The sequence below is a fragment of the Ruegeria sp. BB7 genome (assembly GCF_056539365.1).
On record NZ_JBQFUV010000001.1, the window covers coordinates 931,099 to 955,321 of the forward strand.

General features: G+C 58.0%; 22 protein-coding genes and 1 tRNA gene. 6 read left to right on the forward strand and 17 right to left on the reverse strand.

The features are described from left to right. The 4 genes from ACR0D7_RS04660 to ACR0D7_RS04675 form a co-directional block, all read right to left on the reverse strand. Positions 1-876, reverse strand: a complete 876-nt coding sequence (locus ACR0D7_RS04660) for a F0F1 ATP synthase subunit gamma (RefSeq protein ID WP_480677930.1) — start codon at positions 874-876, stop codon at positions 1-3. Positions 877-891: 15 nt separating this feature from the next. Then, a complete protein-coding gene (atpA, locus tag ACR0D7_RS04665; RefSeq protein WP_480677931.1) occupies positions 892-2,430 on the reverse strand; it encodes a F0F1 ATP synthase subunit alpha in 1,539 nt (512 codons plus the stop codon). Then, positions 2,431-2,991, reverse strand: coding sequence for a F0F1 ATP synthase subunit delta (locus tag ACR0D7_RS04670; RefSeq protein ID WP_480677932.1), 561 nt, complete (start codon positions 2,989-2,991; stop codon positions 2,431-2,433). Positions 2,992-3,292: 301 nt separating this feature from the next. Next, positions 3,293-4,027 (reverse strand): methyltransferase domain-containing protein, encoded by a 735-nt coding sequence (locus ACR0D7_RS04675; RefSeq protein ID WP_480677933.1) that lies wholly within the window; start codon positions 4,025-4,027, stop codon positions 3,293-3,295. 61 nt (positions 4,028-4,088) lie between these two features. On the opposite strand from ACR0D7_RS04675, the gene gloB reads away from it, so the two are divergent. The 3 genes from gloB to ACR0D7_RS04690 all read left to right on the forward strand — a co-directional run bounded on the left by gloB (position 4,089) and on the right by ACR0D7_RS04690 (position 8,305). Beyond that, entirely contained in the window at positions 4,089-4,856 is a 768-nt protein-coding gene (gene gloB, locus ACR0D7_RS04680) for a hydroxyacylglutathione hydrolase (protein WP_480677934.1), read from the forward strand. Between the two features lie 173 nt (positions 4,857-5,029). Beyond that, positions 5,030-7,354 carry an ATP-dependent Clp protease ATP-binding subunit ClpA gene (gene clpA, locus ACR0D7_RS04685; protein ID WP_480677935.1) on the forward strand — a complete coding sequence of 775 codons (2,325 nt, stop codon included), beginning with the start codon at positions 5,030-5,032 and terminating at the stop codon, positions 7,352-7,354. After that, positions 7,355-8,305 (forward strand): M23 family metallopeptidase, encoded by a 951-nt coding sequence (locus ACR0D7_RS04690; protein ID WP_480677936.1) that lies wholly within the window; start codon positions 7,355-7,357, stop codon positions 8,303-8,305. 3 nt (positions 8,306-8,308) lie between these two features. On the opposite strand, the gene ACR0D7_RS04695 is transcribed toward ACR0D7_RS04690, so the two are convergent. The 3 genes from ACR0D7_RS04695 to ACR0D7_RS04705 form a co-directional block, all read right to left on the reverse strand. Next, entirely contained in the window at positions 8,309-9,946 is a 1,638-nt protein-coding gene (locus tag ACR0D7_RS04695; RefSeq protein WP_480677937.1) for a peptidoglycan -binding protein, read from the reverse strand. A gap of 3 nt (positions 9,947-9,949) precedes the next feature. Continuing rightward, a complete protein-coding gene (locus ACR0D7_RS04700) occupies positions 9,950-11,128 on the reverse strand; it encodes a biopolymer transporter ExbB (RefSeq protein WP_480677938.1) in 1,179 nt (392 codons plus the stop codon). A 69-nt stretch (positions 11,129-11,197) separates the two neighbouring features. After that, on the reverse strand, positions 11,198-11,728 hold the full coding sequence (locus ACR0D7_RS04705) for a gamma-glutamylcyclotransferase (RefSeq protein WP_480677939.1): 531 nt from the start codon (positions 11,726-11,728) through the stop codon (positions 11,198-11,200). A gap of 67 nt (positions 11,729-11,795) precedes the next feature. On the opposite strand from ACR0D7_RS04705, the gene ACR0D7_RS04710 reads away from it, so the two are divergent. Continuing rightward, positions 11,796-12,797, forward strand: coding sequence for a DUF2125 domain-containing protein (locus ACR0D7_RS04710; protein ID WP_480677940.1), 1,002 nt, complete (start codon positions 11,796-11,798; stop codon positions 12,795-12,797). Here the strand turns inward: ACR0D7_RS04710 and ACR0D7_RS04715 are convergent. From ACR0D7_RS04715 to ACR0D7_RS04730, 4 genes are all read right to left on the reverse strand, one after another. Continuing rightward, entirely contained in the window at positions 12,794-13,624 is an 831-nt protein-coding gene (locus ACR0D7_RS04715) for an extensin-like domain-containing protein (RefSeq protein WP_480677941.1), read from the reverse strand. The two genes, ACR0D7_RS04710 and ACR0D7_RS04715, sit on opposite strands and share 4 nt — an antisense overlap. Then, entirely contained in the window at positions 13,621-14,541 is a 921-nt protein-coding gene (locus ACR0D7_RS04720; protein ID WP_480677942.1) for a prephenate/arogenate dehydrogenase family protein, read from the reverse strand. The genes ACR0D7_RS04715 and ACR0D7_RS04720 overlap by 4 nt, the downstream gene beginning before the upstream one ends. After that, positions 14,538-15,623 (reverse strand): histidinol-phosphate transaminase, encoded by a 1,086-nt coding sequence (hisC, locus tag ACR0D7_RS04725; protein WP_480677943.1) that lies wholly within the window; start codon positions 15,621-15,623, stop codon positions 14,538-14,540. The genes ACR0D7_RS04720 and hisC overlap by 4 nt, the downstream gene beginning before the upstream one ends. Positions 15,624-15,688: 65 nt before the next feature. After that, positions 15,689-17,104, reverse strand: coding sequence for an aminotransferase class V-fold PLP-dependent enzyme (locus tag ACR0D7_RS04730; RefSeq protein WP_480677944.1), 1,416 nt, complete (start codon positions 17,102-17,104; stop codon positions 15,689-15,691). A gap of 103 nt (positions 17,105-17,207) precedes the next feature. On the opposite strand from ACR0D7_RS04730, the gene ACR0D7_RS04735 reads away from it, so the two are divergent. Further along, complete coding sequence (locus ACR0D7_RS04735) at positions 17,208-17,669, forward strand: Lrp/AsnC family transcriptional regulator (RefSeq protein WP_480677945.1); 462 nt, start codon at positions 17,208-17,210, stop codon at positions 17,667-17,669. 287 nt (positions 17,670-17,956) lie between these two features. Here ACR0D7_RS04735 and rpsD read toward each other — a convergent pair whose 3' ends face one another. From rpsD to ACR0D7_RS04755, 4 genes are all read right to left on the reverse strand, one after another. Beyond that, positions 17,957-18,577: a 30S ribosomal protein S4 gene (gene rpsD, locus ACR0D7_RS04740; protein WP_170383716.1), complete on the reverse strand. Its 621-nt coding sequence runs from the start codon at positions 18,575-18,577 to the stop codon at positions 17,957-17,959. A gap of 205 nt (positions 18,578-18,782) precedes the next feature. Continuing rightward, the gene (locus tag ACR0D7_RS04745) at positions 18,783-19,292 is read right to left on the reverse strand and encodes a hypothetical protein (protein ID WP_480677946.1); all 510 of its coding nucleotides are present in this window, start codon (positions 19,290-19,292) and stop codon (positions 18,783-18,785) included. A gap of 186 nt (positions 19,293-19,478) precedes the next feature. Beyond that, positions 19,479-21,761, reverse strand: a complete 2,283-nt coding sequence (locus ACR0D7_RS04750) for an adenosylcobalamin-dependent ribonucleoside-diphosphate reductase (protein WP_170383730.1) — start codon at positions 21,759-21,761, stop codon at positions 19,479-19,481. A 28-nt stretch (positions 21,762-21,789) separates the two neighbouring features. Next, positions 21,790-21,893: transfer RNA gene (locus ACR0D7_RS04755), tRNA-OTHER, on the reverse strand. A 126-nt stretch (positions 21,894-22,019) separates the two neighbouring features. On the opposite strand from ACR0D7_RS04755, the gene ACR0D7_RS04760 reads away from it, so the two are divergent. Continuing rightward, positions 22,020-22,451 carry a DUF1489 family protein gene (locus ACR0D7_RS04760; protein WP_480677947.1) on the forward strand — a complete coding sequence of 144 codons (432 nt, stop codon included), beginning with the start codon at positions 22,020-22,022 and terminating at the stop codon, positions 22,449-22,451. On the opposite strand, the gene hisG is transcribed toward ACR0D7_RS04760, so the two are convergent. Further along, positions 22,448-23,137, reverse strand: coding sequence for an ATP phosphoribosyltransferase (gene hisG / locus ACR0D7_RS04765; RefSeq protein ID WP_480677948.1), 690 nt, complete (start codon positions 23,135-23,137; stop codon positions 22,448-22,450). The genes ACR0D7_RS04760 and hisG overlap by 4 nt on opposite strands. After that, positions 23,134-24,222, reverse strand: a complete 1,089-nt coding sequence (locus tag ACR0D7_RS04770; protein ID WP_480677949.1) for an ATP phosphoribosyltransferase regulatory subunit — start codon at positions 24,220-24,222, stop codon at positions 23,134-23,136. Before ACR0D7_RS04770 ends, hisG begins: the two co-directional genes overlap by 4 nt. Position 24,223 lies beyond the last annotated feature (1 nt).

A 24,223-nucleotide genomic window follows, 5' to 3' on the forward strand; every position in this document is an offset into this window, starting at 1 on the left:
TTACAGCGCTTCGGCGCCGGAAATAATTTCAATCAGCTCGTTGGTGATCACGGCCTGACGCGAACGGTTGAACTGGATCGTCAGCTTGTCGATCATCTCACCCGCGTTACGTGTCGCGTTGTCCATCGCGGACATCCGTGCACCCTGTTCAGACGCTCCGTTTTCGAGCAGAGCCGAGAAGATCGCGGTCGCAACCCCCTTGGGCAGCAGGTCGGCCAGAATGGCCTCTTCGCTGGGCTCGTAATCGAAGATGGCACCGCTATCGTCACCCTCGGTTTCCTCGAACGAGGCGGGAATGACCTGCTGTGCCGTTGGGATCTGGGTCACTACGTTGACGAACTTCGAGTAGAAGATCGTGGCAACGTCGAACTCACCCCCGTCAAAGCGAGACAGGATGTCCTTGGCGATGTCTTGCGCGTTGGAATAACCCAGACGCTTGACCTCGCTCAGGTCGATATGTCCAACGAACAGATCGCCTAAATCACGCTTGAGCGCGTCGCGGCCTTTCTTGCCGACGGTCAGAACCTTGACCGTCTTGCCTTTGCCGCGCAGCTCTTCCGCCTTTTGGCGGGCCAGCTTGGCGATGTTCGAGTTGAAGCCGCCGCAGAGGCCGCGTTCAGCTGTCATCACAACCAGCAGATGGACATCATCACTGCCCGTACCACGGAGCAGCTTGGGGGCGCTGTCGCTACCCCCGACCGATGCCGCCAGCCCCGCCATCACGGCATTGAACCGCTCGGCATAGGGGCGCGAGGCTTCGGCAGATTCCTGGGCGCGGCGCAGTTTTGCAGCCGCGACCATCTGCATGGCCTTGGTGATCTTTCGGGTCGATTTGACCGACTCGATCCTGTTTTTAAGGTCCTTAAGATTTGGCATATGCCCGCCTCTCCCTTAAGCGAAGGTTGCGGCGTATTCGTCCAGCGCAGCCTTGATCTTGTCGGAAGCGTCACCCTTGATCTTGGGATCTTCGTCCGTGATCCACTGAAGCAGATCCGCGTGTTTGCCACGCAGGTGCGCCAGCAGGCCAGCTTCGTAACGTCCAACATCAGATACTTCGATCTTGTCGAGGTAACCGTTGGTACCGGCGAAGATAACGCAGACGATTTCAGCGTTGGTCAACGGCGAATACTGCGGCTGTTTCATCAGCTCGGTCAGACGCGCACCACGGTTCAGCAGCTGCTGAGTTGCGGCGTCGAGGTCGGAACCGAACTGCGCAAACGCAGCCATTTCGCGGTACTGCGCCAGTTCCAGTTTCACCGGACCCGCAACCGATTTCATCGAGTTGGTCTGAGCCGAAGAGCCCACACGCGAAACCGACAGACCGGTGTTCACAGCAGGACGGATGCCCTGATAGAACAGTTCAGTTTCCAGGAAGATCTGACCGTCGGTGATCGAAATCACGTTGGTCGGAATAAACGCCGAAACGTCACCACCCTGAGTTTCGATAACCGGCAGAGCGGTCAGCGAGCCCGCACCGAAATCTTCATTCAGCTTTGCCGAACGCTCCAGCAGGCGCGAATGGAGGTAGAAAACGTCACCAGGATAGGCTTCACGTCCGGGCGGACGGCGCAGCAGCAGCGACATCTGACGATAGGACACAGCCTGCTTGGACAGGTCATCATAGATGATCAGCGCGTGACGGCCGTTGTCGCGAAAGTACTCGGCCATCGCGGTTGCGGCGTAGGGTGCCAGGAACTGCATCGGTGCCGGGTCGGACGCGGTTGCAGCCACAACGATCGAGTATTCAATCGCACCGGATTCTTCCAGTTTCTTTACCAACTGCGCAACGGTCGAACGCTTTTGACCGATCGCAACGTACACGCAGTACAGTTTCTTCGACTCGTCGTCGCCTGCTGCGTCGTTGTAGGTTTTCTGGTTCAGGATCGCGTCCAGAGCAACGGCGGTTTTACCGGTCTGACGGTCACCAATGATCAGCTCACGCTGGCCACGGCCAATCGGGATCATCGCGTCAACCGATTTCAGGCCGGTTGCCATCGGCTCATGAACCGACTTACGAGGAATGATGCCCGGCGCCTTAACGTCCGCGACGCCACGCTTGGTTGCGTTGATCGGGCCCTTGCCGTCCAGCGGGTTACCCAGACCGTCAACAACGCGGCCCAGCAACTCGTCGCCGATCGGAACGTCCACGATCGAGTTGGTGCGCTTGACGGTGTCACCTTCTTTAATGTCACGGTCAGAACCGAAGATAACGACACCGACGTTGTCGCTTTCCAGGTTCAGCGCCATGCCCATGATGCCACCGGGGAATTCGACCATCTCACCGGCTTGTACGTTGTCCAGGCCGTATACACGGGCAATCCCGTCACCGACGCTCAGCACGCGGCCGATTTCGGCCACTTCGGCTTCCTGACCAAAATTCTTGATCTGGTCCTTCAGGATTGCAGAAATCTCTGCAGCTTGGATTCCCATTTATCCGACCTCTTTCATTGCATTCTGTAGGGAGTTCAGCTTCGAACGGATCGAGCTATCGATCATTTTCGAGCCCACTTTAACGACAAGACCGCCGATGAGGCTTTCATCAACGGTCGCATTGATTGTCACGGTCTTGCCCACACGCTCGGACAGCGTTTTGGACAGTTTATCCAGTTGCGTCTTGGTCAGCGCCTTGGCCGAGGCGACATCGGCGGTCACTTCGCCGCGTTCGTCTGTCAGCATGTCGCGCAGAACCTGCACCAGTTGCGGAATAACAAACAGGCGGCGCTTTTCGGCCATCAGACCCAGCGTGTTGCGCAGGATGGTATGCAGACCCATCTTGTCGGCAATCGCGGTAATCGCTGCTTCCTGTTCGGCGCGGGATACCAGCGGCGATGCAATCAGGTCGCGCAAGTCGGCGCTTTCGCCCAAAGCTGCTGCCAAATCGTTGATGCCGGTTTCCAGACCTGCAAGGTCATTATTCTCTTTGGCGATCTCGAAGATCGCTGTGGCATAGCGCTCGGCAATGCCTGTGGAAATCGAAGCTGGTTCGGACACGTCCACCCTTCCGATATTTGAGGCCCTAATTTTGAGTAGCGGCCGCTACTTTGGGGCGTGAGGAAACCCCGTCCATTTAGGGCGGGGATCAAAATCACCGGGGATGTAGCAGAGCCGAACCAACCTAGCAATACGCTATAGCGGTAACAGATTTATCCACAAATCTATATTTTTCATACACTTACCATAAGTGCGACGGTTTGAACCCATTGGCCCAGTTGAAAAATGTTACGAATATGCAGTTTTTTGCGATTCCTGTGACCTATTTCCCGCATTTTTTCCGCCCCAGGAGGATGAAATTTCACGCGGGCTTCAACAACCCATCCAGGGCCTTGATGGGTCGCCGCTCGGTCTCTTTGGTGACGCTGCCACTGGGTGGCTGGATATGTTTGGTAACCTCGACCATCAGAACGCCCCCAGCCATAACCGTGGGGACACGTTGCCCGGTTTTTTCAATCAGGCTTCCCGATTTTAGCCAAAAGCGTCGAAACGACGGCGGCATGTATAGAGCCGAGCAATGCCTTTCCGGCAGAAAGTGATGTGCCTTTAACTGGCTTTCTAATTGCGACGCCGAATAGGGGCGCCCAAACCCGAATGGCGTTCTATCCGTCCGAGACCAAAGACCCGCCCGGTTCGGCACAACGAACAGAGCCCGCCCACCGGGACCTAGAACCCTCCAGCATTCATTCAGCAAATCGCTGGGGCGGCCAGAGGTTTCTAGCCCGTGCATGACAACCAGCTTGTCGACATGGCCGGTTTCAATCGGCCACAGTGTCTCTTCAGCCAGGACCGAGACATTGGGCATCCCCGCCGGCCAGGGCATCACGCCCTGCGGACCGGGCATGAGACCAATCACCCGCCGCGCATCCGCCAAATACGGCCGCAGCAGAGGCACGGCAAATCCAAACCCCACTACAGTCTGACCCTTGGCTTCAGGCCACATTTCGGTCAGCCGACCACGAATGGCCGCCTGCGCAGCGCGACCCAATGTGCTGCGGTAGTAGAAATTCCTCAGATCCTGCACGTCAAGATGCATTGCGGACACCCTGTCAATCGGCTTAGCTGAGCACACTCTAGCAACGAAAGGGCAAAAGGCCATGCCTCTTGAGATCGTCACCATCCCGTGCCTCAGCGACAATTACGCATTTCTGGCCCATGATCCTGCCAGTGGCCAGACCGCCCTTGTCGACGCGCCCGAGGCGGCCCCGATTCTAGCCGCGCTGGACAAGCGCGGATGGACGCTCAGCCACGTTCTGCTGACGCACCACCATTGGGACCATGTAGACGGCTTGGCGGGTATTCTGGAAAAACAGCCCGCCAAGGTTATCGGCGCCGCCGCCGACGCCCACCGCCTGCCCCCGCTGGATGAACGCGTGGCCGAAGGCGATGAGTTTGAGATCGGCGGCGAACCCGTGCAAGTGCTGGATGTCTCGGGGCACACAGACGGCCATGTTGCATACTATATGCCGCAAAGCGATGCCGTATTTACCGCAGACAGCCTGATGGCGCTTGGATGTGGCCGCCTGTTCGAAGGCACCGCGCCACAAATGTGGGCCTCGCTGTCCAAGCTGGCCGCCCTGCCCGACAACACACTGGTGTGTTCCGGCCATGAATACACGCAATCCAACGCGAAATTCGCCATAACAGTCGACCCGGACAATGCCGCACTGCAGCAGCGCATGGCCGAAATCGAGAAAGCCCGTGCAGCCGGACAGCCCACAGTGCCGTCAACCTTGGCGCTGGAGAAAGCGACGAACCCGTTCTTGCGCGCCACTGATCCGGCGATTCAGGCCGAACTGGGCATGGAAAACGCCGATCCGGCTACGGTTTTTGCCGAAATCAGGGCTAGAAAAGACCGATTTTAATGCCTAATTCGCTCTCTTCATGGCAACGGTCACGTTAAATGTGACTGTCAAGTGAAAGAAAACCCTTGAAGCCGGGCCACGATCAACCAAACTCTAATAGTATGAGGACATGGTTGGAATGGGGTTCCGGCCGAAAACCTGCCCCTTTCGACCCAAGACAGAGGAGCACCCGCGTGCCTTCATTCTCGAGCACATTAGAACAAGCCATTCACGCGGCCTTGGCGGCTGCGAATGAACGGCGCCACGAATTTGCAACGCTGGAGCACTTGCTGCTGGCGCTGCTTGAAGAACCTGATGCCATCCGCGTCATGAAGGCCTGCAGCGTTGATCTGGATGAACTACGCAGCACGCTGGTCGAATTCATCGACGAAGATCTGTCGAATCTGGTGACGGATATCGACGGGTCCGAAGCGGTTCCAACTGCCGCCTTCCAACGCGTGATACAGCGCGCCGCGATCCACGTACAAAGTTCGGGCCGAACCGAAGTGACAGGCGCTAATGTGTTGGTCGCTATTTTTGCCGAGCGCGAAAGCAACGCCGCTTATTTCCTGCAAGAACAGGACATGACCCGTTATGACGCGGTGAACTTCATCGCACATGGCGTGGCGAAAGACCCGGCTTATGGCGAAAGCCGCTCGGTTTCTGGTGCGGATCAGGTCGAAGAAGAAGAACAAGCCACGCCGAGCGACGCCGATCAGAAAGAAAGCGCGCTTGGCAAATATTGCATTGATCTGAACGCGAAGTCGCGCGCAGGCGACGTTGACCCTCTGATCGGCCGCGCCGATGAAGTTGAGCGCTGCATTCAGGTGCTATGCCGCCGCCGCAAGAACAACCCTCTGCTGGTGGGTGATCCGGGCGTGGGCAAAACAGCCATTGCCGAGGGTCTGGCCCACAAAATCGTGGGCGGCGAAGCGCCGGATGTACTGTCCAATACCACAATCTATTCGCTGGATATGGGCGCATTGCTGGCCGGAACCCGCTATCGCGGCGATTTCGAGGAGCGCTTGAAGGCCGTCGTGACCGAGTTGGAAGATCACCCGGATGCGGTGCTGTTCATTGATGAGATCCACACTGTAATCGGTGCAGGTGCTACCTCGGGCGGCGCGATGGATGCGTCGAACTTGCTGAAGCCTGCCCTGCAGGGCGGCAAGCTTCGCACCATGGGTTCGACAACGTATAAAGAATTCCGTCAGCATTTCGAAAAAGACCGAGCGCTGAGCCGCCGGTTCCAGAAGATCGACGTGAACGAACCTTCGGTCGAAGACAGCGTGAAGATCCTGCGCGGTCTCAAGCCCTATTTCGAAAAGCATCACGAGATCAAATATACGGCAGACGCGATCAAAACCGCTGTTGAACTGTCGGCGCGGTATATCAACGACCGCAAGCTGCCGGATAAGGCCATCGACGTGATTGATGAGGCCGGTGCCGCACAGCATCTGGTCGCGGAAAGCAAACGCCGCAAAACCATCGGCGTGAAAGAGATCGAGGCGGTCGTCGCAAAGATCGCCCGCATTCCGCCCAAGAACGTCACCAAGGACGATGCAGAGGTTCTGAAAGACCTCGAAGCCTCGCTAAAACGGGTTGTGTTTGGTCAGGACGTAGCCATCGAAGCGCTTGCCAGTGCAATCAAGCTGGCGCGCGCTGGCCTGCGTGAGCCTGAAAAACCCATCGGCAACTATCTGTTCGCCGGTCCGACCGGTGTGGGTAAAACCGAGGTGGCGAAACAGCTAGCCGACACGCTGGGTGTTGAACTGCTGCGTTTCGATATGTCGGAATACATGGAGAAACACGCGGTTTCCCGTCTGATCGGCGCGCCTCCGGGTTATGTAGGGTTCGATCAGGGCGGTCTGCTGACCGATGGCGTCGACCAACATCCGCATTGCGTGCTTCTTCTGGATGAGATCGAGAAGGCGCACCCAGACGTGTTCAACATCCTATTGCAGGTGATGGACCATGGCGAACTGACTGATCACAACGGACGCACGGTTAATTTCCGCAACGTGGTGCTGATCATGACGTCGAACGCGGGCGCGCAGGAACAGGCCAAGGCCGCTATCGGCTTTGCCCGTGACCGCCGTGAAGGTGAGGATACTGCCGCGATCGAGCGCATGTTCACCCCGGAGTTCCGCAACCGACTGGATGCAGTGATTTCCTTCGCATCGCTGCCGAAAGAGGTCATCCTGCAAGTGGTCGAGAAATTCGTCCTGCAGCTTGAAGCGCAGTTATTGGATCGTGGCGTGACCATAGATCTGACGCCGAAAGCTGCCGAGTGGCTGGCCGACAAGGGATATGATGACAAGATGGGCGCACGCCCGCTTGGCCGTGTCATTCAGGAGCACATCAAGAAACCGCTGGCCGAGGAACTGTTGTTCGGCAAACTGGCCAAAGGAGGGGTTGTCCGTGTCTCGGTCAAAAAGGGCGAGTTGGATTTGCAAATCTTCGGCCCCGATCAGCCCCGCATTCCGGGGGACAAGCCTCCGTTGCTGACCGCCGACTGAATGCGATCCATTCTGACGGTATTGATAACGCTCGCTGCCACACCGGCGGCGAGCGAATTCGTTTTACGCCAACCCGTTGACTGCGTGTTGGGGGAAACTTGCTATATCCAGAATTATTTCGATCAAGATCCCGACGCAGGAGTTTTCCGCGATTTCCGCTGCGGCGAACTAAGTTATGATGGCCACAAGGGAACAGATTTTGCTCTGCCAACCCATGCCGACCTTGATAGCCGTGTCGCGGTCTTGGCCGCTGCAGCAGGTATCGTCAAGAATACCCGTGACGGCGTAGCAGACGGTGGTTTCGATCAGAGCATTTCCGGTCAGGAATGCGGCAATGGCGTTGTCATCGACCATGAAAACAAGTGGCAGACGCAGTATTGCCATATGCGCATGGGATCGGTCCGGGTCTCACCCGGCGACCGGGTCTCAGCTGGCGCAGTGTTGGGTGAAATTGGTCTTAGCGGAGCAACTCAGTTCCCACATCTCCACCTGTCTGTGCGAAAGGACGGAAAGCGCATCGACCCTTTTGCGCCACAAACCAGCGGTGACTGCTCCGCCCCCAATTCCAGCCTGTGGGAGCAACCGATACCTTACGTTCCCGGGGGGCTGTTATCTGTAGGGTTTTCCGATGACGTGCCCAACTATGATGACGTCCGCGCCGGAACCGCTGCACATGCGGTTTTACCTGTCGATGCCGCAGCGATTGTTCTGTTCGGTCACGCATACGGCAACCGCAAGGGCGATGTACTACGGCTGGAAATCACTGGCCCCGAAGGCGGGATTCTGTCGCAGGACGTAACGTTGGAAAAAACTCAGGCGCAGGTATTTCGCGCCTCGGGTCGACGTCTGTCAAAGCCCAACTGGCCTGCCGGGGAGTATCACGGCAAGGTCACCATAATCCGTTCCGGTGAAGCAATCAGCGAAAAAACCGTCGTGGTATTAGTCGAATAACGCTTAGCGTTCCGTCAGCTTCAATTCAATCCGCCGGTTCTGCGCGCGGGCTTCGGGCGTATCGGCTGGATTGACGGGTTGGAACTCGCCAAAGCCATTGGCCGCCAATCTGTTCGGCGGGATGTCCAGCGCTTCGACCATGTAGCGCACGACCGACAACGCCCGCCCCTGACTGAGCTCCCAATTGTCGCGATACCGCCCAGACCCGGCCAAGGGTACGTTGTCTGTGTGGCCATCAACCCGGATCACCCAGTTCAAACCATCAGGGATTTCGGCGGCGACGCTGCGCAGGATATTGGCTACTTTTGCGACATCCTGCTGACCAGCCGGTGACAAGACTGCTGACCCGGTATCAAACAACACCTCGGACGAGAAAACGAACCGGTCGCCTTCGATTCGAACGCCTTCCTCATCGCCCAGAACGTCACGCAGCCTGCCAAAGAACTCGGATCTATATCGCTGCAAATCCTCGGCCTGTGCTGCCAATTCTTCAGCTTCCGCCTCAAGACGGACACGTTCGGCTTCTTCCAACAGACGGCGGCGGCGCTCTTCCGAGGCCGCACGGGCCAACGCAGCGTTCAGGTCTTGGCCCAGCGTCTGAATACGGATATCGGCAGCGGCGTTGCGCTCTGCGTAATCGTCCAGCAGGGCCTGTAACCCGCCCAATTGCTCGCGCAGCGCGGCCATTTGCTGATTGAGTAACGCAGTCTCGCGCTGCGCTTTTTCGGAAATGGCCTGTTCAGCCGACAATGTGTCACGCGCCACAGCCAACAAGACCGCACGCTCTTCGGCCAGAGTGCGTTGTTCCTGTGCCTCAACCTGTGCCTCTGTTCGCGCCGCAAGCGCTGCCTCAAGCTGGGCTTTCAGGTCTTCTTTCTTCAGCTCGCCGAACTGCCTCTCCAATTCCGCTTTGGCGGCCTGTGCCGCCGCCAAAAGTGTCAAAGTTTCTTCGGCCTCTTTACGCTGGGCTTCCAAGGCAAGAGTCATCGCCGTCAGCTCGGCGTCTGCATTCTGAAGCCGGTTGCGCAGGTTTTCAGCGGCAGCAGCTTCGGCTAGCTTGGCGGCCTCTTCTGCGCTCAGCTGTTCTTCAAGCTCGGATATCCGAGTGGTCTGCGCCGCATCACTCTGTTCCAGATCAGCCACGAGGGCCTCTAGCGCTTCTCGTTGGGCTGCGGCCAAGCGGGCTGCCTCGGTTTGTTCGTCAATTTCTGCCCGGCTTTGTGCCAAGGCCCGGTTCAAGGCATTCTGTTCGCTTTGCAAGTCGGCAATTTCACCCTGCGCGCGCTCCTGCGCTAGCAGCAGGGCCGCAACCTGAGCTTCGAAATCGGTCAACTGGGTCTGCGCCTGTGCCAGCTCTGTCTCGACTTGATTCAACGTCGAGTTCAACACACCCAGCCGCGCCTGCAACCGGCTGTTTTCCCGTTCCTCCAGCCCCAATGCTCCGGCCAGCGCTGCGACCTCATCTGACAAGGCGCTTAGCTCATCCTCCTGACCCGAAATAGTCTCCCGCAACACGTACTGCACAACCATAAAAATAGTCAGTACAAAGGTCAGCACCATCAAAAGCCCGGTGATTGCATCCACAAAGCCGGGCCAGACCGACCCCTGAAACCGCTGACCTGTGCGTCGGGAAAGAGCCATCGACTACTCTCCTTCCGGAGCGGTACGTACAGCGCCTCGGGGTAATGTCAGGGCTTTGACCAGAAGCTCGATATCCTTGCGCAGTTCGCTCATGCTTTCCTGACGACCGGCCGAGATTTCTTCGAGGATGCGCAACAGTTGAACGTCCATCGACCGCAAACGCATGCGGCTCTCAGCGTCGATCCCTTCGCCACTGCCTTGTTCACGCATGTGATCCAGCAAGGCATCCTGCCCAAGTGCCACCCGTTCCAAGGCTGCTGTCACACCATCGTTGTTTTCCTGACGCTGGTTCATTTGACCAATCGAGTCCGCCAACTGGCCCAACCTGGAAGACACCGAAGCACGATCCGCTTCCTGCGCAGCAAACAAATCCTGCAACGCGTTCATCTGTTCAGACATTGCATCCAGAACAGGCGTCAGTACCGCCAGCTCGGCGCCGCCTTCGTCCCCGGCAGCAAAGCCAACACGCGTGATCGAAGAGAGCCATTCCTCCAACTCTCGATAAAATCGGTTTTGGCCATGGCCCGCGAACAATTCCAGCAGACCCACAATCAGCGACCCGGCCAACCCCAACAGGGACGACCCGAAGGCCACACCCATACCTTGTAGTTGCGCCTCCAGCCCGACCATCAGGCGGTTGAAGACAGCCAGCCCCTCTTCGCCCTCTTGCGGATTGAGGCTACGGATGGTGTCGACAATCGCCGGAACAGTCGTGGCGAGGCCAAAGAACGTACCCAAAAGACCCAGATAGATCAGAACGTTGGTGATATAGCGCGTGATCTCGCGCTCTTCTTCGACGCGTTCGGCCACGGAATCCAAAATGGACCGTGTCGAAGTCGAACTGATCTGCGATCGCGCACCACGGTCGCGCAGCAATGACGCCAAGGGGGCCAGCAATTGTGGCGTGCGCGCATCCTCGCGAACGACACCGCCGACAAAAGCCTCGATCCAGCGAACCGAGCCAATCAGCTGCGTGACCTGATAGAAACAGGCAAACACACCGATGACAAACACCAATAGGATAAAGCCGTTCAGGTATGGGTTGGCCTGAACCACCGGCATCACATATGGCAACGCCATGAACACGCCCAGCCCTGCCAGACCTATTGCGACCAACATCATCACAATCTGACGAATGGGATGCGAGAATTGGGGTCTCGCGCCCTGATGTGCCTGCGCCATGCGCGTTGTTCCCGGTTTTTATCTGCTCTGGGCTGAATCTAGCGAAAATCCGCCGGTGACGCCAAGGGTTTATGCGGTAATGTTACGCACCCGTTGCGCCAACCACTCAAGATCGGGGTCGCGCAGGTCAATCTCGGCCAGATGTTCGGCGGTATTATACAGGTATTCGGTATTCGGCCCGCGCCCGCCAACCGCATGCGCGATGATCTGGGCCTGTTCCTCAAGCGGTATGCCACCGCAATACTGCACGTGGTCAGCATCAATCACATAGGTCACTGCGTTGACCACCTCGCCATCGTCCAGATGCACATCCAGCATCTTCTCGATATAGGCAGAAGAGATCAGCTCGCGCTGGCGCAGCTCGTGCAGGGTACGGTCTTCGTGACCGGCTTCGACCGCCAGCGCCAGACCTGTACAATGCGAGTCATCCTGTTCATCAAGCGCAAGAACCAAGCCGGGATGGTCTTCGGTACCGCGGTGATGGATCGAGCTCATGCAAAAGGATCGGGCATAGCCATGCAACGTAGCAAGTTCGCTGCGGGCCACCGGAAAGCCCGGATTCCACAGCAGCGATCCATATCCGAAAACCCACATCGTCATAGCACTGGTCCTTGCCTGTTTGCGCCTATAAACATCAAAACCAAGGTGGGAAAAAGGGCGAACTGCCATGCGCGGCCTGATACGAGTTGTCATTTTCATAGTTGTGATCTGGAGCGCCTATTGGTTCGTCGCCGGTTTCGGGCTGCGCAATGCGATCACCGCCTGGTTCGACGCACAGCAGGACCGGGGTTGGCAGGCCGAATTCTCGGACGCCGAGACAGCCGGATACCCGTTTCACCACGTGACCCGACTGAACAGCCCGGCGCTGGCCGATCCGGTGAACGGCACCGCCTGGAGCGCCGACTGGATCGAATTCCAAAGCCCTGCAATCTGGCCCGGTCGTCAGGTGTTGCGGTTCGCCGATACGCCCCAGCGGCTATCCTACTACGATCAGACGGCCACCATCGAGGCCAACGATCTGCAGGCCGAATTGCAACTGCAGCCCGGCGTTGCACTTGTGCTGGAAAAGATGGCGCTCACCAGCGGAGCCTGGTCGATCGCTGACGAAACCGAGGCGCTGGCCGCCGGCGACACGTTGGCCCTTGTGATGGAACAGACGGCCACCCCCGAAGCTTACGTGATCAGCGCACGGGCCGACGGCTTCACACCCGGAGACGAATTGCGCGACCTGATGCGGTCAGCCACCACACTGCCGCAGGCATTTGACACGCTGGAACTGGACATGACAGCCACGTTCGACAAGGTCTGGGATCGGTCCGCCTTGGAGCTGAGCAGACCACAACTGGTCGAGATCGACCTGCGGCTGGCCGAAATCAAGTGGGGCGCGCTGCGATTGTTTGCCACCGGAGAGTTGGACATCGACGCACAGGGTATTCCAACAGGCGAGATCGCGATCCGGGCCGAGAATTGGCGGGACATGATCGCCATGGCCAACGCAGCAGGTGCCCTGCCCGATCAGGCCGTCGACACAGTAACACGGGCACTGAACTTTATGGCCGGTCTAGGTGGCAATCCAAATGCGCTGGATTTGCAGCTGAATTTCCGTGACGGATTTGTGGCATTGGGACCACTGCCTCTTGGCCCTGCCCCGCGTCTGATCCTGCGTTAACGACAGTAAGGTCCACGGCGGTGGCGTGCCGTGTCCAGATGGAAATGATCGCGGTGATAGCGATCCGCATTTGGCCCCAGCACCGTACCAAACGGGCCGCACGCCCCGCGCCAAATCTTGGTCAATTGGCGCTTTGAAGGGTTCTTGCGCCAGCCATTCAGAACGGTCACGACTTCTCCGTCCGCCATTTTGAAGCCTGATATATCTATCGCACGGCCTTTACCGTGTTCAGAAATCTTGGCCCCTTTTTGGTTATTCCGGGTCCGGCATGCATAGTGGGCGGCAACCTGAATCTCGGCTACCGGCCCGCGTCGCTTGAAGGTGGGTTTGACCGTCTTGTCGACCCATTTGTTCAACGCGATGGCCGTGCCGCAATCCATGGTCGACGGACGGCTGAGCGCCACACCTGAAACCGAGGTGATCTGAACCGCCTCCTTGATCCCGCATGCCTTGATTCTGCCGGGCACGTTGCCGACGGGTTTGCCCTGAATGTCGATGTCTCCACAGACCGAACCTTTGCGCAGCTTGCGTTTTTTAAACAACGCTTCCTGTTCCACCGATTTTGGCCGCAGGTACGGCATCAGAGAAGTGTCCGGCCCCAGCAGGGGTAAATCCGAAGGGCGCGCGGCAAACGCCAGCATCTGCGGCGACACCGGGCGCAGTTCTGGCCGAACTTCAGCGTTGGGTGCCGATGCGGAACTTGGCAATACGGGTTCTACCGCTGGTCGTGCCACGGGAACCAGAGATTGATCCAGAGGTGCCGCGATGGCTGCGGTGGCGCTGAAAGCCACGCAGCCAATCATCATGCCCCTCCAGACGCGCCTCATGAGCTTACTTTTCCCCGTCCGAAATCAGGCGCATCCGTATCCTGCCCTGCGTCGATGATCCCGCGCCGGATCGCGCGCGTGTGGGTGAAATAGTCGAACAGATGCTCACCATCGCCTGTACGGATGGCCCGCTGCAAGGCGAACAGCTCTTCGGTGAAGCGCCCAAGGATTTCCAGCGTCGCGTCTTTATTGGTCAGAAATACGTCACGCCACATGGTCGGGTCCGAGGCCGCGATCCGTGTGAAATCCCGGAAACCGGCGGCGGAGTATTTGATGACCTCACTGTCAGTCACCCGGCGCAGATCGTCGGCGACACCCACCATAGTATACGCAATCAGGTGAGGCGCATGGGACGTCACCGCCAGAACCAGATCATGGTGATCGGCATCCATTTCGTCCACATTCGCGCCCATGCCCTCCCACAGCGCGCGCAGGCGGGCAATGGCATCAGGTTCCGAGCCTTCGACCGGCACCACCAAACACCAGCGATTGTCGAACAACTCGGCAAACCCGGATTCGGGACCAGAATGCTCGGTCCCAGCAAGCGGGTGTGCGGGAATGAAGTGCACGCCTTCGGGGATATGCGGCGAGACCGCCTGAATCACGTGGCGTTTGACTGAGCCCACATCCGTCACCGTCGCACCCGTCTTCAATACCGGCGCGATATCTGCTGCAACCGTGCCCATAGCACCGACAGGCACGCAAAGAACAACCAGATCGGCATCCTGAACAGCCTCTTGCGCTGTGTCGCATACCCGGTCACACAGACCAATCCGGCGGGCAGTTTCACGGGTCGCCTCGGAGCGGGCATAGCCTGTGACCTCACCCGCAAGGCCCGAGCGTTTGATCGCCCAGAACATGGACGAAGCGATCAGGCCCAGCCCGATCAGCGCGACGCGGTCGTATATCTGGGTCATGCCGAACCCCCTTTGAACACGGTGATGGCCACAACGACGCGGCGGCAGGCTTCCTCATCACCGACTGTGATCCGCAGAGCATTTGGCAGGTTGTACCCCGCCACGCGACGCACGATCAGACCCTGAGTTTTGAGGTAATCGTCACAAGCCTCAGCCTCGGCCTGATCCGAGAAACGGGCGAGGATGAAATTGGTGCAGGACGTATCTGACGGTACGCCGATCTTGCCCAATTCTTCGGACAACCACACACGCAGGCGCGCGTTTTCAGCCTGACAGAAGGTCAGGAATTCCACATCTTTCACCGCTGCCTCTGCCGCCGCCAACGCGGTTAGAGACAGGTTGAACGGCTGGCGCACCCTGTTCAGAACGTCGATGATCGGCTGCGTCGCATACCCCCAACCGACACGCATGCCGCCCAAACCGTAAACCTTCGAGAAGGTTCGGGTCATGATTACATTGTCGAACCGATCTACCAGTGAAGCGCCGCCGTCAAAGCCGTCGACAAATTCGGCATAGGCGCCGTCAATCACCATCAGACAGGTCTGCGGCAGCGCCTCGGCCAGCCGCACCAGTTCGACCTCGGGGATCATGGTCGAGGTCGGATTGCCCGGATTGGTCACAAACACGATCCGGGTTTGTTCGGTCACCGCAGCAAGGATGTTGTCGACATCCACATGCCGGTCCCGCTCGGGCACCATGACCGGGGTCGCGCCGGCCATGCGGGCGATGATCGGGTACATGGAAAATCCATGCTCGGTATATATCACCTCATCCCCCGGCCCGGCATAGGCCTGAGCGATGAATTGCAGCACTTCGTCACTGCCCACGCCGCAGATGATTCGTGCTGGGTCCAAATTGTGGCGTTCGCCAATCGCAGCCCGCAGGCTGGCATGGTCGGTGCTGGGATAGCGATGAAGGGTGACGGCACTTTCGCGCACGGCCTCTATCGCCTTGGGACTGGGGCCGAACGGGTTTTCATTCGAGCTGAGCTTGATCACATGCTCGACCCCGGCCACATGCGACTGACCGCCCTGATACAGCGCGATGTCCATAATGCCGGGTTGAGGGGTGATCTTGTTCATAAGAGGCTCCGTTGATTGGAGCCTCTCATACCTGTCTCAACGCGTTGAGAAAAGCGGCAATTCCGTCACGCCGCTTTGAAGCGGGCCGTCGCCGGGTCAGCGCTGTAAAACGGCGCGAACTCTTCGGTTCGGCGCGACAGGTCATTGACGCTGTCGATGATGAACTGAACAGTTTCCTCGCTCATCAGGTACGAGAAGTTCAGGCGCACCCAACCGGGTTTCTTCATCTCTTCCCCAGCAGACAATGCCGCGTGCAACTCGTCCGACGTCTCACGGTCGATCCCCAACAGGCGATGCGCATAGGGCCCAGCGCAGGCACAGCCGCCACGGGCCTGAATGCCGTAGATATCGCTGAGCATCCGGGTGAACAGTTGCTGGTGAACCGGCTGACCCGAGTTATCATGCACGAGAAAGGAATAGATCGGCAGGCGATGCGGGTTGTCCGTGCCCAGTAGGGTCAGGTTCGGATTGTCGCCCCACCCTTCCAGCGCCATGCGATTGTACTGCGCCTCACGGTGGGCAATCTCATCGGTGCCAACCACGTCTTTGACGATGAAGGCCAGCGCCGCACGGATGTCGCCTATCACGTTTGGTGTTCCGGCCTCTTCGCGGGTGGCCAGATTCTCGCTGTAATCATGCCGCCACGGTGAGACGAAACTGACCGTGCCGCCACCGGGCCAACTGGGGCATGTGCGCTTTACCACATTCTGATTCACGACCAGAACACCAGATGCGCCCGGTCCGCCGGGGAACTTATGCGGAGAGACCACGATCGCGTCCTTACGGGCATCGGCAGGCCCCATATCCACCGGCAAGTAAGGCCCGCCGCCAGCATAATCCCAGACCGAAACCGCGCCATGTGCCTTGAGCAACCGCGTGACCGGATCCGGGTCCGTTACAATGCCTGTCACGTTGGATGCCGCCGAAAAGGAACCGATGATCAGATCGGACGCAGCATGGTCCACCAACATCCGCTCTAGTACAACAAGATCAACACCACCCTCAGGTGCCTCGGGAATTTCGATCACCCGCGCCTCGCTTTCTCGCCAGGGCAAGATGTTCGAGTGATGCTCATACGGGCCAATCAAAACGACCGGCCGGTCAGCCGCTTCCACTCCCAACAAGCTGACCAGCCGGTTTAGACCCGCAGTGGCGCCGGACCCGGTGAAAATCACCGCGTCCGCTCCCTTCGCACCAACGATGCGGGCTATTTCTGCGCGAGCTTCACGGCGTAACCGGGTCATGAAAGATCCGCAATATGAAGCCTCGGTATGACTGTTAGCATAGAATGGCAACACCTGTTCGGCCACAAAATCTTCAACCTGCCGCAGCGCGCGTCCCGAAGCGACATAATCCGCATAAACCAGCGGCACATCCCCATGCAGACCTGGGATCAGAACATTCTCTCCGATCAGACCATCGCTTAGGCGTGAATTGCGAGTGGTGGAAAGAATGTCTTCGCGAAATTTGGACAGGGTCATGATATGGTCTCCATACTGTTCCCACCAATATGATTGGATACACCCGAGGAAACTCCACCTTTCTTTTGATGGCTTTCTAACTTTTTGTGTCATATGATTGGGTATGTCGAAAAAAATAGATCAAATTGACAAACGCATTCTGCGCGAACTGCAAACGGACGCCACGCTGTCCCAACGCGAATTGGCGGATCGGGTCGGACTATCACAGAACGCCTGCTGGCGTCGCCTCAAGGCGTTGAATGACGATGGTGTGATCGTCGGCTCGACCGCGCGGATCGCGCGCGAGGAATTGGGGCTGAACCTTGTGGTGTTTGTTATGCTTCGCACGCGGCATCATTCCGCCGAATGGTTGCAAGCCTTTCGCAGCCATGTCCTGACCATCCCCGAGGTAGTGGATTTCCATCGCATCGGCGGCGACTATGATTATCAGTTGAAAGTCGTCACGCAGGACATGGCCTCATACGACAAGGTCTATCAACGACTGATCGAGAAGGTCGAGTTGGACAGCGTGACCTCGTACTTTGCAATGGAAGCCATAGCCGAAGGGCGACCGTTGCCTATCTGATCAGGTCCTAAACAAGGAACGGTTTTCGCGGAATTGAGAAAAGCAATCCGACGAAATGCTCCGAGCCTTAGTGACGGCCGGACATCCAGATCCGCGTCAACCCAGCCCACCGCGCCATTGTATCAGTCCCAGCAAAAAGTCAGCGCTGAATTAGCTCAACGACCCCAGCCTGAGGAATCTTCACGTTCTACGGAAACGCAGGCGATTCGGACATCAATTTGCTTGGCTGAAACGAAAAGAGCCGCGCTTGTCAGCGCGGCCCTGAATTTCAATCGGATCAGCGAAGATTAGTTCTTCGCGTAGAATTCGACCACCAGGTTCGGTTCCATCATGACCGGGTAAGGTACATCGCTCAGGCCCGGTGCGCGCACGAAGGTCGCGGTCATTTTCGAGTGATCGGCGTCGATGTAGTCAGGCACATCACGTTCAGCCAGAGCAGCAGCTTCCAGAACAAGAGCCAGTTGCTTGGATTTGTCACGAACTTCGATCACGTCGCCTTCTTTGACACGGTAGGACGGGATGTTGACCCGCTTGCCGTTAACTTTGACGTGGCCGTGGTTCACGAACTGACGTGCAGCGAAGACGGTCGGTACGAACTTGGCGCGGTAGACTACGGCGTCCAGGCGGCGCTCCAGCAGACCGATCAGGTTTTCACCGGTGTCGCCTTTGACACGCTCGGCTTCGGCATAGATGCGGCGGAACTGCTTCTCGGTCAGGTCGCCGTAGTAGCCTTTCAGCTTCTGCTTGGCGCGCAGCTGCAGACCAAAGTCCGACAGTTTGCCCTTGCGGCGCTGGCCGTGCTGGCCGGGGCCGTATTCACGACGGTTGACCGGGGATTTCGGACGACCCCAGATGTTTTCGCCCATCCGGCGGTCGATTTTGTACTTGGCAGACGTGCGTTTGGTCACGGCTGATCTCCTTCGTTTAGGTCGAGGCCCTGAAAGGCCACTATGAAGGGCGTTGTCCTCTTGAGGTTTCCCCCATGACAGGCATCCCCTTGCGGGGGCCACCAACACCAATGAAGCCGCGCTTATATCTGCGGAACCGGCAGAGTCAACACACCGTTCCGCCTCATATTGGAATTTCCGCTAAAAGGCGGGGCTTGCCAATGACTCAATCAGCTCCAAGGCAGGCAGAGACCGCCCGCCGCTCGCCCTGGTTACCCAGGTTCGGAATCTGTCTGTGTGGAAAGGCGACAACCGAAGTGTTCACTTCGGTTACTTCGCCATTTTCGATTTCAATCTCGGTGAACTCGCTGATCCAAAACTCTTGGTCACGCGCCGGGTAATCGCCATCAAAGACCAGAACCGGCACTGTTTCCCCCGCAACTTGGAATAAAATTGCCGAGAAGGTTTGCGCACCATTGGTCAAAACAAGCAAACCTCTTGCGGCCTCAGGCAGTATCTGAAGTTGTTTATAGTGTCCCAGATTTTTCGCTACGCAGCCATGGGCGCCTCTTGAACGCCCTATCGCTTGTTCGGTTGCTTCGGCCAGAAATTGCACTTGACCGCGCCAGGACCAAGCTGCCCCGACACTCAAAAAGGACAGAGGCGCAGCCTCTAGACCGTCAATTTCCGTTTGCCCCCACTGTATCGCTACACGACCGCTTTGTCCGGCTCTCATTGTACCGCCCGCACCTTCTACCCATCACTGCTCACAAGACCGTCTTATCAATGTAAAATAAGGCGGAAAAGAGACGTTAATACAGAGTTAACGAAAATGTGGCTTGAGAGAATCAGATACTCTACCCTTAGCGGGAGAATATCTGACTATACTAAACCCAACATTGTGAAGATGTGCTCATAGCACTTATCCACACTTGGAATGGCCACAGCTACGGCAGGTCATACACCCTTCGATCATCACCATGTCAAACTGGCCGCACGACGGGCACGCCTTGCCGCGAGGTGCATCCATGTTGACCACTTGCGCCTGCGGATCAGACTTCAGCCCCATGCCCTCACCTTCGAGAAAACCGATATTAATCAGGTGCTGTTCAATCACACCGCCAATCGCAGCCAAAATCGAAGGGATATACTTGCCTTGCACCCACGCCCCGCCACGCGGATCGAACACGGCCTTCAGTTCTTCGACAACAAACGACACATCGCCACCCCGACGGAATACCGCCGAGATCATTCGCGTCAGCGCCAGCGTCCAAGCGTAATGTTCCATGTTCTTCGAGTTGATGAACACTTCAAACGGACGGCGGCGGCCACCAATAACGATATCGTTGATGGTCAGATAAATGGCGTGCTCGCTATCGGGCCATTTCAATTTGTAAGTCGAACCCTCAAGCGACTGCGGACGGTCAAGCGGTTCGGACATGTAGACGACCTCACCTCCATCCACCTCATGCGGAGCACTGGCGCTTTCACCGGGTGCTTTGTCGTCGCTTTCCGAGACGGTCAGAACTGATCCGGTTACGTCATTTGGGCGGTACGTAGTACAGCCTTTGCATCCCTGATCCCAGGCCTGCATGTAGACGTCCTTGAAAGCATCAAAGCTGATATCTTCGGGACAGTTGATCGTTTTGGAGATCGAACTGTCGATCCATTTTTGGGCTGCCGCCTGCATCTTGACGTGATCAGACGGAGACAAAGTCTGCGCGTTCACGAAATAATCGGGCAATTCCGCATCCCCGAACTTGTCGCGCCACATTTGCACAGCGTAGTCCACGACCTCTTCTTCAGTTCGCGAACCATCCTTTTGCAGAACTTTGCGGGTATACGCATAGGCGAAGACAGGCTCGATCCCAGAAGAAACATTCCCAGCGTACAGCGAAATCGTCCCCGTCGGCGCGATCGAGGTCAGCAGCGCGTTGCGGATGCCATGTTCGCGGATTGCGTCCCGCACATCCTCGTCCATCTGCTGCATGGTGCCGCTGGCCAAATACTTCTCGGCGTCGAACAGGGGAAAAGCCCCCTTTTCCTTCGCCAAGTCCACCGACGCCAGATACGCGGCGCGAGCGATCGCATGCAACCAGCGCTCGGTCTGACGCGCCGCCTCGTCCGAGCCATAGCGCAGGCCCAGCATCAGCAGCGCATCCGCCAGACCGGTCACACCCAGCCCGATGCGGCGTTTGTCTTGCGCTTCGGCCTCTTGTTCGACCAGCGGGAATTTTGACGCGTCGACGACGTTGTCCATCATCCGTACCGATGTGGCGACAAGCTTTTGCAGGGCCTCTTCGTCCAGATGCGCCGCGTCCTCGAACGGGTCAGCCACCAACCGAGCAAGATTGATCGAGCCCAGCAAGCACGCCCCATAGGGCGGCAATGGCTGCTCACCACAGGGATTGGTCGCAGCGATGGTCTCGACATAGCTCAGGTTGTTGGCCTGATTGATCCGGTCAATGAAAATCACGCCCGGTTCGGCATAGTCATAGGTGGCCTGCATGATCTTATTCCACAGATCACGCGCCTGAACAGTGTGATAGACCTTGTCACCGAACACCAGTTCCCATGGCCCGTCCGCTTTGACCGCTTCCATGAAAGGATCCGTCACCAGCACAGACATATTGAACATGCGCAGCCGGGCCGGGTCAGATTTCGCGGTAATGAATTGTTCTATGTCAGGATGATCACAGCGCATGGTCGCCATCATTGCCCCACGACGCGAGCCTGCGGACATGATCGTCCGGCACATCGCGTCCCACACATCCATAAAGCTCAACGGGCCCGAAGCGTCCGCCGCCACACCATGCACATCCGCGCCACGCGGACGGATGGTCGAGAAATCATAGCCGATACCCCCACCCTGCTGCATGGTCAACGCGGCCTCTTTCAACATGTCAAAGATGCCACCCATGCTGTCGGGTACCGTGCCCATAACAAAGCAGTTGAACAGGGTCACCTGACGCGCGGTACCCGCCCCTGCGGTGATACGCCCAGCAGGTAGGTATTTGAAATCCTCCAGCGCCTCGTAGAATTCCTCCTCCCAATGCGCAGGGTCTTCCTCGACCCGCGCCAAATCGCGGGCGATACGCCGCCAGCTGTCTTCAACCGTCTGGTCGATGGGCGTGCCATCCGCCTTTTTAAAGCGGTATTTCATGTCCCAGATCTGCTCGGCGATGGGGGCGGCAAAGCGACTCATTGGTGCTCCAGTTGAAAAAGTTGGATAGGCATGGCGGCGGGACTTGAACCCGCATTCTCCTCGCCGTAGCCTGATAGGTGTCGAAACCTGCTACTAGAAAGCGAGGCGCTCTATCCGTTGAGCTACGCCACGTGATTGTTGATTCTTTGTCGAGACTCTACATTACAGCAGCGCCACCCAATGCCACAACACCTTGATGAAGGTATAAGTGAGGCTACAATATAAAGGTGTGCCTTGGGACGACTCTGTGGGAAAGCTGTGGATAAGTACGTAAACCTCATAAAACTTTCGGTTGGTTCCGAAAGCGTCGACACACTGATCGCGTGGCAGGATAACCGCAAGCCGCTGTATGAAGACGGATGCCCGCGCCATGTCACCCGCATGTGGCCCAAACGCGAGGCCGAGATTCTGAACGGCGGATCAATTTATTGGGTGATCAAAGGCGTGATCCAATGCCGTCAACGTATCCTGCGGCTGGATGAGGTACGTGGCGAAGACGGCATCCGCCGCTGTGCTATCGTGCTGGACCCCGAGGTACATCGCACCCAGACCGCACTGAAGCGCCCGTTTCAAGGATGGCGTTATCTGAAACCCGAAGATACGCCAGCCGACCTACCCAAAGGCCGAGAGCAGGACGACGCCCTGCCCGACGACCTGAACCGCGCGTTGGCGGAAATCGGGGTGCTTTAACTCAAGCGATCCAACAATTCGGAAAGAACCGCTTTGTCATTCGGCCCGTACTTGGGCACCCGGCTCCGCCACAGTGTGGCCTGCGATTTCAGGATCAACCCGTCCGCAAGAATCTTCAGGTGATTGGCGCGCAGAGTTTCCCCGGTCGAGGTGATATCCGCAATCGCTTCGGCCGTTTCGTTCATCACAGTGCCTTCGGTCGCGCCCTGACTGTCGACCAGCGTGTAATCGGCCACGCCCGCGTCGGTCAGGAACTCGCGTACCAGCCGGTGATACTTGGTGGCGATCCGCAAACGGTGGCCGTGGGTCTTACGAAAGGCGGCGGCGACTGCATCCAGATCGTCTAGCGTGTCAACATCCACCCAGCAGGCGGGTGTGGCAATAATCAAATCAGCCTTGCCGAAACCAAGTTGCGAGATTTCTTCAACCTGCTGCTCCCAGCGTGGCAGTTTTTCCTGCACTAGGTCGATACCAGTGACGCCCAGGTGAATGCGCCCAGCGGCCAGCTCGCGCGGGATTTCACCAGCGGAGAGCAGGATCAGGGAAACCCCATCGATTCCTTCGACCTTACCCGCATATTCCCGGTCCGATCCGCTGCGCGACAGGGTGATGCCGTTTTTTTCGAACCACGAGAAGGTCTTTTCCATCAACCGGCCCTTCGAGGGCACGCCCAGTTTCAGGCTCATTGTACGGCCTCCTCGACTTCCAGCATCAGGTCGGGGCGCAGAACGCCACCCACCGCAGGGATTTCAGCCCCGTTCCCCAGTTGCCGGGTGAGCGCGTCATAGCGGCCGCCAGTGGCAATGGGAGGCAAGTCAGGGCGGCCTTCGGCATAGAAGCCAAACACGAACCCGTCGTAATACTCCATCGAGGTCCGGCCATATGCGGCCTCGAAATCCAGCCGTTCAACATCGACACCGCGCGCCTGCAGTGCGGCCACGCGCGCCTCGAGCCTGTCTAGCGCCGGTGTGATCTGCGGCAGGTCCACCGCTACATCGCGCAACTGCTCCAACGCAAAGGGCATGGTTTCGCGCACATTCAACAGCGTTTCCAACCCGGCCAGTTCGTTGTCTGAGATCGGCGGCGTGTCGCGATCTTCGCGCAGAGCTTCGATCCTGGCCTCAATCTCGGCCGCGCGGCGTTTGCCGATCATCGGAATGTCGTTGTCCAGAGGATCCTCGACATTCAGGAGGTCATCGCGCCCCTCGGGGCCGGGTTTGCGGCCCGCGAAACGATCCAGAAGAATACGGAACCGACGTGGCCGCCAAAGGTGACGCATCAGCGCCGTCTTACGCCGGTCCGTGGTCCGCAGCCCCTGAACTGCCGCTGTTAGGATTCCGATATCGCCGGTTGCCGCACGTAGCGGCAGGCCCCGCAGTTGTAATGCGAACAGCGAGAATACCTCGGCATCCGCACCAGAGGGGTCGTCACGGTCAAAGACTTCATAGCCGACCTGAATGTATTCATTGGACCGGTCCGGGTCATGCTCCTGCCGCCGGAACACCTCACCCGAATAGGTGTAGCGCGCGGGCTCGGCCCCTTCGGTCATGTGCATCTGCACGACAGGCAGGGTGAAGTCCGGGCGCAGCATCTGTTCACCGCGCAGAGCGTCCGAGGTCACATAGGCGCGGGCACGGATATCTTCGCCATAAAGGTCCAACAGTGTTTCGGCCGGTTGCAGCAGTGGCGTGTCGACAACCTGAGCGCCTGCGGCCTCAAACCGGACGCGCATCATCGCGGCGCGGGCCTGTATCTGGGAACGGTTGGGCATG